We start from the raw sequence: 13,238 nt of genomic DNA, 5'->3' as shown, positions 1-13,238 counted from the left end.
GATCACCCCCGTACCGCCCCGGACCGTGACCGGTCGACCGCCGTCGGCGACGCGACCGCCGTCACGGCCCGTCCGACCGAGCGCACGTCGGATCGGCGGTGTGGATCGGTGGTGGAGACGGGACCGCTCGGGGATGCCCCCGACCGGCGTCGAGCGCCGGCCCGTCCCCACCACGTCCAGAGGACCACTGCGGTGATCGGCCTCCGACCATCCGAGAAGTGCTCTCGGACGACCCGCCCTCGGATCGACGGGGCGGGATGCGACCCCGACAGCGAATCCCAACGGCAACCACACGACAGATGAACTACACGAATCACGGCACGTTCAGACGGGGACTCGCCGCGCTCGTCGCGGCCATGATCGCGCTCTCGACCGTCGGAGCGGTCGGCATCGCGAGCGCGGACCCCACGCAGGTATCGGTTACACAGACACCGTCGACGACGACGGTCGGCCCCGGTGACCAGGTCACGTTCACGGTGCAGGTGGACGCGACGGACAACAACGCCCCGTCGGTGCAGGCGAACCTCCCGAGCGGGTGGACGCTGATCAGCCAGAACGCCACCGGGGGAGCGACGTTCAAGTCCTCGACCAACGAGTGGATCTGGACGTCCGGCGGGACACACACGGTCGATTACACCGTACAGGTCCCGTCGAGCGCCAGCGGCGACGGGACGGTGACGGCCGATCTGTCGGCGATCAACCCCAACGACGACAGCTTCGTCACCGCCTCCGCGTCGTCGACGGTCACGGTCGACGCGGGGCCGTCGAATCAGGCCCCGAGCGCCTCGTTCACCTACTCGCCGGCCGACCCGGAGACCGACGAGTCGGTGAGCTTCGACGCCTCGGCGTCGACCGACCCGGACGGCTCCATCGCGAGCTACGACTGGGACTTCGGCGACGGAGCGACCGCCACGGGCGCGTCGCCCTCGCACACCTACACCAGTAGCGGCACCTACACGGTCGAACTCACCGTCACGGACGACGACGGCGCGACGGCGACTGCCCAGGAGACGGTGACCGTCTCCGACGATCAGACGCAGCCCTCGCCCGACATGGAGACGACGGTGAGCATGGAGCCGTCGAGCAGCCAGACCTTCGTCGGCGGCACGACCGCGTACGACCTCGTGATCGACGACGCGAACGGCGGCGTCGGGGCGTACTCGGCCACGGTGTCGGTCGACGACGCGGCTGTCGGCGGGATCACCGACGTCGAGTTGCAGGGAAGCCCGGCCGGCCAGACGACGAACGTCGACATCGCCGGCGACGGCTCGTCGGTGGCCATCGACGCCGCGCTGATGGACACCGACGACACCGGGAGCGTGACCGTCGCGACGATCACGCTCCAGGGTAGCGCCGCGGGATCGACCGACCTCTCCCCCTCGATCAGCGCGATCGGGAACGAACAGGGGACCAGTTACACGGTCGCCGGCACCAGCGGCGCGATGCTCTCCGTCACGGAGAAGTCGACGTCGGTGAGCCTCTCGCCGACCAGCAGTGAGATCGCGACCGACGACTCGACCGAGTACGCCCTCGTGGTCGACGACGCGAACGGCGGCGTCGGCGCCTACACCGCGACCGTCTCGCTCGACGACGCGAGCGTCGGCCAGATCACCGACGTCGAACTGCTCGGCAACCCGGCCGAACAGACCTCGCAGGTCGACATCGCGACCGACGGCTCGTCGGTGTCCATCGACGCCGCGCTGATGAACACCGCCGACTCCGGGAGCGTGACCGTCGCCACCATCACCGTCGAAGGTGTGAACGCCGGCTCGACCGACCTCGACACCTCGGTCACGGCCCTCGGCGACGAGGACGGCAACAACTACGCCGTCACCGGCACCAACGGGGCGTCGCTCACCGTCACCGAGGTCGTCGTCGGCGACTTCGCCAACCCGGTGACCAACGCCGACGCAGACGAGCAGTACGAGGACATCAACGGCGACGGGAACTTCAACATCGTCGACGTCCAGGCCCTGTTCGCCAACCTCGACGACGACGCGATCCAGAACAACCCCGACAAGTTCGACTTCAACGGCGACGGGACGGTCAACATCGTCGACGTCCAGGCGCTCTTCTTCGAGCTGACCGGCTAGGTCGGCGTTCTCCTCTCCCCTTCCCTCTCGAAACGACCCACCACACATGAACCGAGACACAGCTTGCGACCTGCTGACGGGACGCGGACCGAGACTCGCGGCCGTCGTCGTCGTGACGCTCCTCGTGGCCGCGGCGACGGTCGGCGCGGCCGGAGCCACGACGGTTCGGCTGGCGGCGGCCGACGACGTCGCCGTCTCCGAGACCACGACGGTCGACGTCGTCGTCGACGACGCGAGCGGCGGCGTCGGCGCGTACAACGTCACGGTCGCACTCACGGACCCGAGTATAGCGAGCATCACGAACGTCGAACTGCTGGGCGATCCCTCGGCACGGACCAGTCGGGTCGACCTCGCCGCCGACGGCTCGTCGGCGACGATGGTCGCGGCGCTGACGAACACCGCGGACACCGGAGACGTGACCATCGCCAGGGTGACGCTCCGGGGCGACGGCCCCGGCTCGACCGGCCTCGATCTGACGGTGGCGGCGCTCGGCGACGAGCGCGGCGACAGTTACACCACCGACGCCCGGGCGACGAACCTGACCGTCCTCGGGGACGGCTCGGGCGAGCGCGCGGGGGCGACGGACGGCAGCGACGGGGGGTCGAGCGAGAACCGCGACGACCACTCCGGCGGTGCCGCCGCGGCGGAGTCGTCCGCCGACGGGACGCCGCTTCAGGGACAACTCCGGAACGCGCGGCTGGACGCGATCACGAAGGATCCCGTCTACCTCGTGGCGTTCGTCGGGCTGGCGCTGGTCGCGCTGATCGCGCTCCGACGACTCTCCTGATCCCTTCTTTCCTCTCGGCGAGCGCGGTCGAGCGGCTGCGCTCCGGAGCGGCCGGGAGCACGCGTCCGCCGAGGCGGCCGGCACAACCCACTTGGTCGTCCGCACCAACCTCGTACCGATGGACCGGCCCGAGGAGGGAGTCGTCGACGCGCTTGCCGACTGCGACGTCGACGCGTCGGCCGCGGCCGACGCCGACGTCCTCGAACTGCTCGACCCCGCCGTCCGCGACTGGTGGATCGACCGGTTCGGCGAGTACGTCCCCGAGAACGGCGGCTTCTTCACGCCGCCACAGCGCGAGGCCATCCCCCTCGTCGCCGAGGGGGAGCACGCGCTCGTCTGCGCGCCGACCGGGAGCGGCAAGACCCTCGCCGCCTTCACCGCCATCATCAACGAACTGTTCCGCCGGGAGCGGGCGGGCGGACTGGAGAACGCGGTGTACTGTCTCTACGTCTCGCCGCTGAAGGCGCTCGCGAACGACGTCCACCGGAACCTGGCGGAGCCCCTCGACGGGATTCGGGAGCGACTGGCGGCACGCGGCGAGTCGACGTCGGTGCGACACGCCACCCGCCACGGCGACACGGACGACGCCGAGCGGCGGGCGATGCTCGCCGAGACGCCACACGTCCTCAACACGACCCCGGAGACGCTCGCCATCCTGCTCAACTCGCCGAAGTTCCGCGAGAAACTCCGCCACGTGGAGTACGTCGTCGTCGACGAGATTCACGCGCTCGCGGCGACCAAGCGCGGCACCCACCTCTCGGTGTCGCTGGAGCGACTGACGGAACTGGCGGACGGCTCGCCGACCCGGATCGGCTGCTCGGCGACGGTCGACCCCGTCGGGACGATGGCCGAGTTCCTCGTCGGCCGGGAGTCGCCGGGCGGTCCGCCCCGCGACTGCGAGGTGGTCGACGCCCGCTTCGCCCGCGAGTTCGACCTGCAGGTCGACTGTCCGGTCGACGACCTCGTGGCCACGCCGGGGGCGGTCGTCCGCGACCGCTTTTACGACCGGCTCGACGACCTGATCGACGCCCACACCAACACGCTGGTGTTCACGAACACCCGGTCGGGCGCCGAGCGGGTGTTGCAGGCGCTGCGCGACCGCCACGGGTACGACGAGTCGGACTCCGGTTGTCACCACGGCAGCCTCTCGGCCGACCGGCGGCAGGCGGTCGAGTCGGCGCTGAAGGCCGGCGACCTCGACGTGGTGACCACTTCGACCAGCCTCGAACTCGGGGTCGACATGCCCCACGTCGACCTGGTGGTGCAGGTGGGGTCGCCGAAGTCGGTGGCGGCTCTCCTCCAGCGGGTGGGCCGCGCCGGCCACCAGGTCGGACAGGTCGTCGAGGGGCGGGTGGTCGCGCTGGACCGCGACGACCTGGTCGAGTGTGCCGTGATGGCCCGCAAGGCCGAGTCCGGGTTCGTCGACCGCGTGTTCGTCCCCGAGAACGCCTACGACGTGGCGGCACAGCACGTCTACGGGATGGCGATCAACCGCGTCCGCCCCGAACGCGAGGTGCGGGGGATCCTCCGGCAGGCCTACCCCTACCGGAACTTCGGCGACGACGACTTCGAGACGCTGTTTCGCTACCTCACCGCGGACTACGAGGGGCTGGCGGAGCGGGACGTGTACGCGAAGATCTGGCGGGACGCCAACGACCCGCCCGACGGCGACCACCACCACCCGGAGTTCGACGTCGGCGAGCGCCTGATCGGCAAGCGGGGGCGCCTCGCCCGGATGATCTACCTGACGAACGTCGGCACCATCCCCGACTCCTTCTCCTGTGAGGTGATCGTGCGGGGGAGCGACGAGTGGGTCGGCCACCTCGACGAGGACTACCTCGACACCCTCGACCCCGGCGACGTGTTCGTCATCGGCGGCGAGCGCTTCGAGTTCCGCTACCGCCGCGGGTCGAAGGTGTACGTCGACCGGACGAACGCCCGGCCGACGGTGCCCTCGTGGTACTCCGAGCGCCTGCCGCTCGCGTTCGACCTCGCGCGCGAAATCCTCGCCTTCCAGCGCGACGTCCTCGACCGCCTGGACGCCGGCGGGCCGCCCGCGCTCCGGGACTGGCTCCGCGGCGACGTCCTCTCCGAACGGGCGGTGCGCGCCCTCACCCGCCTCTACGATCGACAGGTCGCCTTCGCCGGGCCGGCGGGCGTCTCGACGCCCGACCGGATCGCGATCGAGGAGGAGCGCGACCGGGAGGAGTACCGCCGGCGCTACTACGTCCACACCGTCTATGGCCGGCGGGTCAACGACGGCCTCTCGCGCCTGCTGGCCGCGAGGTGTGCAAACCAGACCACCGCGAGCGTCACCGTCGCCGTCGCCGACAACGGGTTCGTCCTCTCGATGCCGCTGAACCGCCGGCTCGACGTCTCCGGGCTCCTCCGGGGCCTCGACCCCGACGCGGTCCGGGCGGACCTCCGGTCGGCCCTCCGCGGGACCGACCTCCGCAAGCGGTACTTCCGCATCGACGCCACGCGGTCGCTCATGATCCTGAAGCGGTACAAGGGCACGGAGAAGTCGGCGGCGCGCCAGCAGGTCGAGAGCGAGACGCTGCTGTCGCTGGCCGACGACCTCGACGACTTCGCGGTGATCGAGGAGACCGACCGCGAACTGCTGGAGGACAAACTCCACGTCGCGGGCATCGAGTCGGTCCTCCGGCGGATCCGCGACGGGGGGATCGAGGTGGTCGAGCGAACGGTCGAGACGCCCTCGCCCCGGGCGTTCGGCCTCGCGACGCTCGCGGCCACCGACACCGTCCTCGCGGACGACGAGGACGCCGTCCTCCGGGAGTTCCACGAGCGCGTGACGGCGGAGATCGAGGGTGACGGTGACGACTAGCGCCGCGCCCAGTCCAGCATCCGGGCGTAGAACGGCTCGGATTCGAGCGCCGCCGCGTCCCCCACGAGGACGAGCGCCTTCTTCGCCCGCGTGAGCGCGACGTTCACCCGTCGGGTGTCCTCGAAGATGGGACCGTCCAGATCCCCGGTGGCGACGAAGGAGACCACCACCACCTCGGCGCTCGATCCCTGGAATCGGTCGACGGTGTCGACGGCCACGTCGACCCGGCGGTCGATCTCCGCCACCTGCGCCCGGAAGGGGGCGATCACCACGACGTCCTCGGGATCGACGCCGGCGTCGAGGTACTCCTCGACGACCGCGGCCACCCGGTCGGCCTCGACGGGGTTGGCGTTGCCCTCGCGCCGGCCGCCGGGATCGAGAAAGCGGACGCCCTGCCGGAGTTCCTGGGGAAGTCGGTCGCCGTCGACGCCCGGCAGGTCCGCGAGCGTCCCGCCCGCCACCTCGGGCGTGGCGGGACGGAGCGCGCCGTCGTAGAACTCCCGGGAGGCGAAAGCCTGGATGCGCTGGCTCATGCGGTACTGGCGGTCGAGCATGACCGCCGCCTCGGGGTGTTCGTCGTGGAGGCGCTCGAACAGCGAGGTGGCGAGTCGCTCGTCGCCGGACTGGACCACCGGCGGGAGTTGCTGGTGGTCGCCCACGAGGACGAACCGGTCGGCGAGGTTCAGCGCCAGCAACGTTCCCGGCTCCGTCAACTGGGACGCCTCGTCGACGACGGCCACGTCGAACTCCTCCTCGCGGAGGGTTCGGGAGCCACAGGTGGCGGTGGTGGCGGCGACGACGGACGCCGACCGGAGCGCGGCCGCCCGGTCGTTCGGCTCGCCCCGGCGTTCGAGGCGCACGTCGAGCATGTCATCGCGGACGCCCGTGGTCGTCCCGATGCGGGCCACGTCCTCGAACCCCTGTTCCCGGAGGGCGTCGAGGGCGTTGTCGACCGCGCGGTTCGTGAACGCCGAGAGGAGGACGCGCTCCCCCCGGTCGACCAGCGCCCGGATCAGGTGGGCGATGGTGTAGGTCTTGCCCGTCCCCGGCGGGCCGTGGACGAGCGCGAAGTCCTCGGCGCCCAGGGACCGCCGGATCGCGGCGTTCTGGGCGTCGTTGTTGTCGACGAACGTCTCGGTCACGTCGTCGAATCGGGGGTCGCGGCGCCCGAAGAGCACGTCCTTGCGGTCGGGGTCGCCCTTCAGCAGGGCGTCGTGGAGCGCCGTCAGTTGGCGGGAGACGGAGAGTTCCGAGGGGTAGACGTCGAGACGGCGCAGGTCCAGCGGTTCGTCCACCGTGACGACCGCCTCGTCGCCGAGCGAGCGGATGCGGCCGAGTTCCGCGTCGCCGTGGATCGGGTCGCCCGAACTGGCGAGCGCCACGTCGCCCTCTCGGAGCTTCGAGACGGCGCCGTCCGGCACCCGCGCCCGGAGTTCCCAGTCGCCGCCCGACAGTCGCCGGCGGCCGAGCGGGTCGAGGTCGATCAGCGCCCGGTCGGCGTCGGCGCGTTCCGCCGCGCTCTGCTCCCACAGTTTCCGGTACTCGTCGTGGACCGCCCGGCGTTCGTCCTCGATGGCGCGGTAGAACTCCTCGAAGTACGCGCGCTCCGCCTCGGGGATGGCGGTCCCGACCTGGCCGGCCTTCGACTCCTGATCGAGGCGGCCGGAGACGACCATGCAGGTGTCCTGCTCGAAACACCACTCGCACTTCGCGTCGGCCTCGTAGCCAGTCGGCACGCGGCGCTCGGCCTCGGCGGCCGCGATCTCGTTGCGCGTGCGGACGACGAACTCCAGCAGTCCGCGCCCGACCGAGAACTCCTTGGCCGGCGAGAGGTCGCCGCTCGCCTCCGACCGGTCGAGGGCCGCGTTCTTCGTGTAGAGGAGCGTCCCGGTGTCCGGCGGGTCGCCCGACTCGCCCAGCAGGAGGGCGTACGTCGCCGCCTGGATCTTGTCGTGGAATCGCGGGTCGCGCTTCGTGTTCTTGCCCGTCTTGAGTTCGACGGGCATGCCGCGGCGGAGCGCGTCGGCCCGCCCCTTGATGCCGAAGGTGGGGCTGATGAGCGTGTACTCCGAGCGCCACTCGTCCTCGTCGGTGAGGGTGTCCTGTGCCAGCCACCCCTCGATGGCCGACGCGTTCCGCCGCACCTCGTCGCGCACCTCGTCGGCCTCCCGCCCCAGCAGACCGAGTTCGAGGCCCGCCGCCTCGACGTGGTCCGCGACGGCCGAATCGAGGTCACGCCCCCGCAACAGGTCGCCGAACACCTCGTGGACGATGGTCCCCTTGACGACCGGGTAGGCGAGCGGCACGCCCGAGAGTTTGTTCAGGTAGTACATCCGCGGGCACTGCACCCACGACCGGACGTCGGTCACGTCGACGAGGAAGTCGGGTTCGACGACGACGTAGGAGTCGCCGGTCGTGGCGTGGCTCCCGTCCTCCCGCGTCTCGACGTCGGTGACGAGGAGGTCCATCCCCTCGGCGGCGTGGTCGGCGGTGTGTGTCCACTTCCCCCACAGCGTGACCGTCACCGACCGGTCGTCGACGGCGCCGGGGAGCGTCGTCTGCCCGCCGTCGCCGTCGGGACGGATCACCGTCTCGACCAGGTCGCGCTCGCCGTGCCGCGTCGAGACGGTCCGCACCTCGCCAACGTCCAGAATCGTCCCGCGGAGGTTCACGCCCGAGGGTGGGCGGTCGGCGGCGAAAAACCCTGTGGGTGTGGATCACTCACCGCCGCCCCGAACGTCGCGGAGGCGGTCGACCGCCTCGTCGTCCGCCTCCGACACCGCCGTCCGTCCCTGCCCGATTTCGGCGGAGTCACCGCCCGAGGGACCCGACACCGGTCGCACGTCCGTCGAGCCACAGAGCGGGCAGCCACCGCTCGGGTCCTCGGCGCGCGTCCCGCACACCGAACACGCGAAGGCGTCGGCGTCCTCGGCCGCCGCGGGATCGGACGCCTCTCCCTCCCCCGCCCCGGATCCGTCCCCGGCGTCCGTCGGCGCGCCGCTCCCCCCGGCGTCCGTCCGCTCGGCCTCCGGGACGGACACGGCGTCGCCTCCCTCGGCGTCGGGAATCTCGACCCGCCCCGGGTCGCGGTCGGCCGTCGCGGCGTCGCGCCCGTCCGCCGGCGGCGACCCGTCGGGCTCCCCCGCCGGCGGCGACGGATCGAGGGTCGCCGGCGTCTCCAGCGGCCGGTCGTCGCGGTGGGCGACGGCCGACGCGCTCCCTCCGTCCCGGTCGTTCGAGGCCGTCGTCTCCGCCCCCTCCTCGTCTGCCTGCTCGCCGCCGGCACCGAAGCGGCCGCCAAGCCAGGAGCGCAGTCCGTCGAGGAGCCCCGTCATCGGTAATGCTCGAACAGGAGCGCCTTCACGTCGTCCTTGGTTCGCACTTGCTCGGTCCCGCCGTCGGGCAGTTCCACCTCGTATCGCTCGTCGCCGCCGGACTCGCCCCACTTGTCGTCGTGGGTGTCCAGCAGGCTCATCATCTCGTTCAACATGGCGTCGTCACCGCCGGACGTCTCCCCGTCGGTCGCCCCCTCTTGGTCGACGACTCGCGCCGTCGCCGACTCGCCGTCGGCCGCGTCGTCGAGGGCGGCCTCCGGTGCGTCGGCGGCCACCTCATCGGGGTCGGGTGTCTCGTCGGCGGCAGCGGCCGCCCCATCGGTGTCGGCGGCAGTAGCCGCCCCATCGGTGTCGGCGGCAGTAGCCGCCCCATCGGTGTCGGCGGCAGCGGCCGCCCCATCCTCGACGCCGTCACCCGGATCGGCGTCCTCGTCCTCCGCGTACCGGTCGAGGAGGAACTCCACCGCGTCGCGGGGGCGGACGTGGCCGTACTTGCCGACCACGTCGCGCGCGATGTCCTCTTGGAGCGCGCGCAGGCGCTCCTCCTGTTCGGGCGTGATCTCGATTTCGGGCATCGGCGGGGGTTGTGTCGCGTGGAGTATGAAGGTGGGCGTCTCCCGCCCCGGGGCGACCGACAGGCTCACCTGAGCCGCGCCCCAACGGCGACCCATGCGGGTCAGAGACTGGGAGGACATCCTCGACGACGTGAGCGAGGGGACGGCGGAGCCGGACGGCTGGCGCGCCGTCGCCGGTCAGCGTCGGGACGGCGTCGGCGAAGACCTCTATCTCGGTCACCCCGGGGTCGGGGTCTACCACCTCAAGACGTACGCGAAGAACCCCTACGACGTGCGCGGCGTCGGCGCGAAAGTCGCCAGAAAGATCGACGACGGGATCGATCCCCACCTCCCGACGCGGGACCGCCCTCGGCGCTTCGCCGTCCAGTCCGCTCCGGAGGACGAGGACGAGGCCGAATCGACGGCCAGACGGCTCGCGGAGACGATCAGGGTCCACCAGGAGGCGCCGACCACGCCCGAGGACTTCTTCGAGGACGTGATGGACGCCATCGACAGCCCGGCCCACGGACCGATGTCGTTCGACCTCTCGGATCGATCCGAGGACCTCGACGCGCTCTCGGAGACGTTCGACGAGGCGGAGGAACTCCTCGACGCGGAGCTGGAGGACCTCATCGAGCGCGACGGCGTGGACCGAGGCTTCCAGTGATTACGCGTCCGCCGCGCCCTTCGCTTCGAGCAGTTCCTTGTACCGGTTGCGGATGGTGACCTCGCTGATGTTGGCCACCTCGCTGACCTCGCTCTGGGTCACCGTCTCGTTGGTGAGGAGTGCGGCGGCGTAGACGGCGGCGGCCGCGAGGCCGACCGGGCTCTTGCCGCTGTGGACGCCGCGCTCGCGCGAGGAGCGAAGCAGTTCCCGGGCCTGCCGGCTCGCCTCCTCCGAGAGGTCGAGTTCGGAGGCGAATCGGGGGACGTACTGCTCGGGGTCGGCGGGCTTCACCTCGAGTTTGAGTTCGCGGACGATGTACCGGTACGTCCGGGTCAGTTCCATCTTGTCGACGCGGGAGACGGTGGCGATTTCGTCGAGGGAGCGGGGGGTGCCGGCCTGTCGGGCGGCGGCGTAGAGGGCGCTGGTGGCGACGCCCTCGATGGAGCGGCCGGGCAGCAGGTCGTCCGAGAGGGCGCGCCGGTAGATGACCGAGGCGGTCTCGCGGACGTTCTCGGGGAGGCCCAGCGCCGAGGCCATGCGGTCGATCTCGCCGAGGGCCTGCTTGAGGTTGCGCTCCTTGGAGTCGCGGGTGCGGAACCGCTCGTTCCAGGTGCGCAGGCGTTGCATCTTCTCGCGCTGGCGCGAGGAGAGGGTCTTCCCGTAGGCGTCCTTGTCCTGCCAACCGATGTTCGTCGACAACCCCTTGTCGTGCATCATCTGGGTCGTCGGCGCACCCACCCGCGACTTGGAGTCGCGCTCGCTGGAGTCGAAGGCGCGCCACTCGGGGCCGTGGTCGATCTCGTCCTCCTCGACCACGAGCCCGCAGTCCGCACACACCGTCTCCCCGTGTTCCTCGTCGGTCACGAGGTTGCCGCTACACTCCGGACAGCTCGGCGCCGTCCGCTCGTCCGTTCGTTCCCGTTCTCGCTCGGCCGCTTCCGTGGTACTGTAGGTCTTGGTTTCGCTCATTGTGACTGTCGGATACCCCCGTATCGAGGGAGAAGCGAAGAGACGAACGGGGGTGAGTCCTTACCATAAGTACGTCCGTAACACTTAAAAATGTTCCGGCATCGGAACGTCGGAATTCGGGTCGTTAACGGTCTTATACGCAATTTTGCCGTGTGATCGGTTCACACGTCGAGATGCTGTCGTATATATAAATATTGTGGTCAACCGAGATACGTGACCTCGACGCGATGCGGGCCGGCCGCGGTGGGCAGGTCGACGGCGCCGACGAGGCTGTCTCGGACCGCCCTGCGCCACGCCTCGACGGCCTCGGCGTGACGCTCGTGGTGACGTTCCGTCGTGTACGCGTCCGCCTCGCGGAGTCGGTCCGCCGTCTCGTCCGGGGTGGGATACGGCGGCGGGTCCGCGACGAGCGCCGACGGATCGACGTGGACGGCGTCCCGGGCGTCGTCGCCGGGGAGGGGCCGGTGGAGGCGTGCCCGCATCCGCCCGGCGAACGGCGGAGTGATCCGGAGGACGGTGTGGCGGTCGCTCCGCCAGTTCGTTTCGAGGGCGGTCACCACGTCGTCTGCGGTCACCGCGATCACGGCGACGGCCGTCGGGTCGGTGCCGTTCCCGGATCCGTCCTCCGGCATCGGTCGACCAAGGGAGTCGGCGGACGAAAGCGTATCGTTCAGTGTACCCGCTGGCGCCGGAGCGGGCCGCCACAGTCCGGACAGGTGGCCCGATAGGCGGTCGGACTCACACGCTCGTTACACGACTCACATTCGAACGGCGACCGTTCCGACATCGACACGACGTAGGCGGTTCCCCATGTTAAATGTTGTCACGGGGTTCGGTCGGCGATCGATCACTCCCCGTCGAGCCCCAGTCCGGTGATCTCGAAGCGGGCGCCGCCGGCCGCGCTCTCGGTGACCGCGACGTCCCAATCGTGGGCGTCGACGACTTCCTGCACGATGTCGAGGCCGAAGCCGGTGCCCTCCGCGGTCGTCGAGTATCCCGCCTCGAACACCTCGTCGCGCTCCGATTCGGGGATCCCCGGCCCGTCGTCCGCGACGTAGAAGCCGTCCGCGACGTGTCCGACGGTGATCGTCACGCCGTCGTCGGCCGTGTCCGTCGAGCCGTGTTCGACGCTATCGTCGGTCTCCGACCGACTGTTCGTGGAACCGTGTTCCACACTATTCCGAAACAGGTTCTCGAACAGCTGCGTCAGCCGGCCGGGGTCGGCCGTGACGGTGCCGCCGACCTCCACACGGAGGTCGCTCGCCGGGGCCTCGACGCTGTCCCAGGCCGAGCGGGCGAGGTCGGCGATGTCGACCGATTCGACCGCGTCGACGGAGCGCCCCTCGCGCGCCAGTTCGAGCAGGTCGTCGACGAGCACCTCCATGCGGTCGAGGGCGTCGACGGCCTCCTCGACGTGTTCGGTGGAGACGTTCGTTCCCTCGCGCAGCCCGACTTCGTGTGTGAGCCGTCCCTGGGCGACGTTCAGGGGGTTGCGCAGGTCGTGAGAGACGATGCTGGCGAACCGTTCGAGCCGCTCGTTCTGACGCTTCAGTCGCCGTTCCTGACGATGCCGTTCCATCGCGTACCGGATCGCCCGTTCGAGCAGGGCGCCGTCGAGGTCGCCCTTGAGCAGGTAGTCCTGTGCGCCCTCCTGAATGGCCTTGAGAGCCGTCTCGTCGTCCGTGAGTCCGGTCAACACCACGACCGGGAGCCGCGAGACGTCGTCGTCGCTCTCGATTCGCTCGTTCAGCCGCTCCAGCGTCTCGATGCCGCGGCTGTCCGAGAGGCCGAGATCCAGGAGGACGAGGTCGAAGTCCCCCTCTGCGAGTCGGTCCAGGGCCGCGGGGAGCGATTCGACGTGTGTGATGTTCGGCGGTTCGAAGACGGAACTGGTGTTCGTCCGGAGGTGGTGACGGATGAGGCGTGCGTCGCCCTCGTTGTCCTCGACGAGGAGGACGTCGAGTCCGTCGGCTGGTCCCGTCGCCATC

11 protein-coding genes are annotated in these 13,238 nt (G+C 70.5%); 4 read left to right on the top strand and 7 right to left on the bottom strand.

The features are described from left to right. Nucleotides 1–299: 299 nt before the first annotated feature. The 3 genes from NBT67_RS18060 (at nucleotide 300) to NBT67_RS04780 (ending at nucleotide 5,725) form a co-directional block, all read left to right on the top strand. Nucleotides 300–2,093: a PKD domain-containing protein gene (locus tag NBT67_RS18060; RefSeq protein ID WP_305881856.1), complete on the top strand. Its 1,794-nt coding sequence runs from the start codon at nucleotides 300–302 to the stop codon at nucleotides 2,091–2,093. A 46-nt stretch (nucleotides 2,094–2,139) separates the two neighbouring features. Further along, nucleotides 2,140–2,880, top strand: a complete 741-nt coding sequence (locus tag NBT67_RS04785) for a hypothetical protein (RefSeq protein ID WP_251343662.1) — start codon at nucleotides 2,140–2,142, stop codon at nucleotides 2,878–2,880. Nucleotides 2,881–2,998: 118 nt separating this feature from the next. Next, nucleotides 2,999–5,725: an ATP-dependent helicase gene (locus NBT67_RS04780; protein ID WP_251343661.1), complete on the top strand. Its 2,727-nt coding sequence runs from the start codon at nucleotides 2,999–3,001 to the stop codon at nucleotides 5,723–5,725. On the opposite strand, the gene NBT67_RS04775 is transcribed toward NBT67_RS04780, so the two are convergent. The 3 genes from NBT67_RS04775 to NBT67_RS04765 are packed head-to-tail and all read right to left on the bottom strand — an operon-like array spanning nucleotide 5,722 to nucleotide 9,635. After that, nucleotides 5,722–8,397, bottom strand: a complete 2,676-nt coding sequence (locus NBT67_RS04775) for an ATP-dependent helicase (protein ID WP_251343660.1) — start codon at nucleotides 8,395–8,397, stop codon at nucleotides 5,722–5,724. The two genes, NBT67_RS04780 and NBT67_RS04775, sit on opposite strands and share 4 nt — an antisense overlap. Nucleotides 8,398–8,442: 45 nt before the next feature. After that, nucleotides 8,443–9,060 carry a hydrogenase maturation nickel metallochaperone HypA gene (locus NBT67_RS04770; RefSeq protein ID WP_251343659.1) on the bottom strand — a complete coding sequence of 206 codons (618 nt, stop codon included), beginning with the start codon at nucleotides 9,058–9,060 and terminating at the stop codon, nucleotides 8,443–8,445. Next, nucleotides 9,057–9,635, bottom strand: a complete 579-nt coding sequence (locus NBT67_RS04765; protein WP_251343658.1) for a hypothetical protein — start codon at nucleotides 9,633–9,635, stop codon at nucleotides 9,057–9,059. Before NBT67_RS04765 ends, NBT67_RS04770 begins: the two co-directional genes overlap by 4 nt. 94 nt (nucleotides 9,636–9,729) lie before the next feature. Between NBT67_RS04765 and NBT67_RS04760 the strand changes: the two genes are divergently transcribed. After that, entirely contained in the window at nucleotides 9,730–10,281 is a 552-nt protein-coding gene (locus NBT67_RS04760) for a hypothetical protein (protein ID WP_251343657.1), read from the top strand. On the opposite strand, the gene NBT67_RS04755 is transcribed toward NBT67_RS04760, so the two are convergent. The 4 genes from NBT67_RS04755 to NBT67_RS04745 form a co-directional block, all read right to left on the bottom strand. Next, entirely contained in the window at nucleotides 10,282–11,250 is a 969-nt protein-coding gene (locus NBT67_RS04755; RefSeq protein ID WP_251343656.1) for a transcription initiation factor IIB, read from the bottom strand. 200 nt (nucleotides 11,251–11,450) lie between these two features. Then, entirely contained in the window at nucleotides 11,451–11,882 is a 432-nt protein-coding gene (locus tag NBT67_RS04750) for a DUF8009 family protein (protein WP_251343655.1), read from the bottom strand. A gap of 38 nt (nucleotides 11,883–11,920) precedes the next feature. Next, the gene (locus NBT67_RS18165; protein ID WP_425498896.1) at nucleotides 11,921–12,037 is read right to left on the bottom strand and encodes a rubrerythrin-like domain-containing protein; all 117 of its coding nucleotides are present in this window, start codon (nucleotides 12,035–12,037) and stop codon (nucleotides 11,921–11,923) included. A gap of 60 nt (nucleotides 12,038–12,097) precedes the next feature. Next, complete coding sequence (locus NBT67_RS04745) at nucleotides 12,098–13,237, bottom strand: ATP-binding response regulator (protein WP_251343654.1); 1,140 nt, start codon at nucleotides 13,235–13,237, stop codon at nucleotides 12,098–12,100. Between the last annotated feature and the right edge of the window lies 1 nt (nucleotide 13,238).

Origin of the sequence: Haloplanus sp. GDY1, assembly GCF_023703775.1 — an archaeon.
Lineage (GTDB): Archaea > Halobacteriota > Halobacteria > Halobacteriales > Haloferacaceae > Haloplanus > Haloplanus halophilus.
This window is presented reverse-complemented; position numbering and strand designations above follow the sequence as displayed.

Excerpts from the sequence above, each read along its gene's own strand:
- NBT67_RS18060 (WP_305881856.1), top strand. The coding sequence starts at position 300 with ATGAACTACACGAATCACGGCACGTTCAGACGGGGACTCGCCGCGCTC.
- NBT67_RS04785 (WP_251343662.1), top strand. The coding sequence starts at position 2,140 with ATGAACCGAGACACAGCTTGCGACCTGCTGACGGGACGCGGACCGAGA.
- NBT67_RS04780 (WP_251343661.1), top strand. The coding sequence starts at position 2,999 with ATGGACCGGCCCGAGGAGGGAGTCGTCGACGCGCTTGCCGACTGCGAC.
- NBT67_RS04770 (WP_251343659.1), bottom strand. The coding sequence starts at position 9,060 with ATGACGGGGCTCCTCGACGGACTGCGCTCCTGGCTTGGCGGCCGCTTC.
- NBT67_RS04765 (WP_251343658.1), bottom strand. The coding sequence starts at position 9,635 with ATGCCCGAAATCGAGATCACGCCCGAACAGGAGGAGCGCCTGCGCGCG.
- NBT67_RS04760 (WP_251343657.1), top strand. The coding sequence starts at position 9,730 with ATGCGGGTCAGAGACTGGGAGGACATCCTCGACGACGTGAGCGAGGGG.
- NBT67_RS04755 (WP_251343656.1), bottom strand. The coding sequence starts at position 11,250 with ATGAGCGAAACCAAGACCTACAGTACCACGGAAGCGGCCGAGCGAGAA.
- NBT67_RS04750 (WP_251343655.1), bottom strand. The coding sequence starts at position 11,882 with ATGCCGGAGGACGGATCCGGGAACGGCACCGACCCGACGGCCGTCGCC.
- NBT67_RS18165 (WP_425498896.1), bottom strand. The coding sequence starts at position 12,037 with ATGTCGGAACGGTCGCCGTTCGAATGTGAGTCGTGTAACGAGCGTGTG.
- NBT67_RS04745 (WP_251343654.1), bottom strand. The coding sequence starts at position 13,237 with ATGGCGACGGGACCAGCCGACGGACTCGACGTCCTCCTCGTCGAGGAC.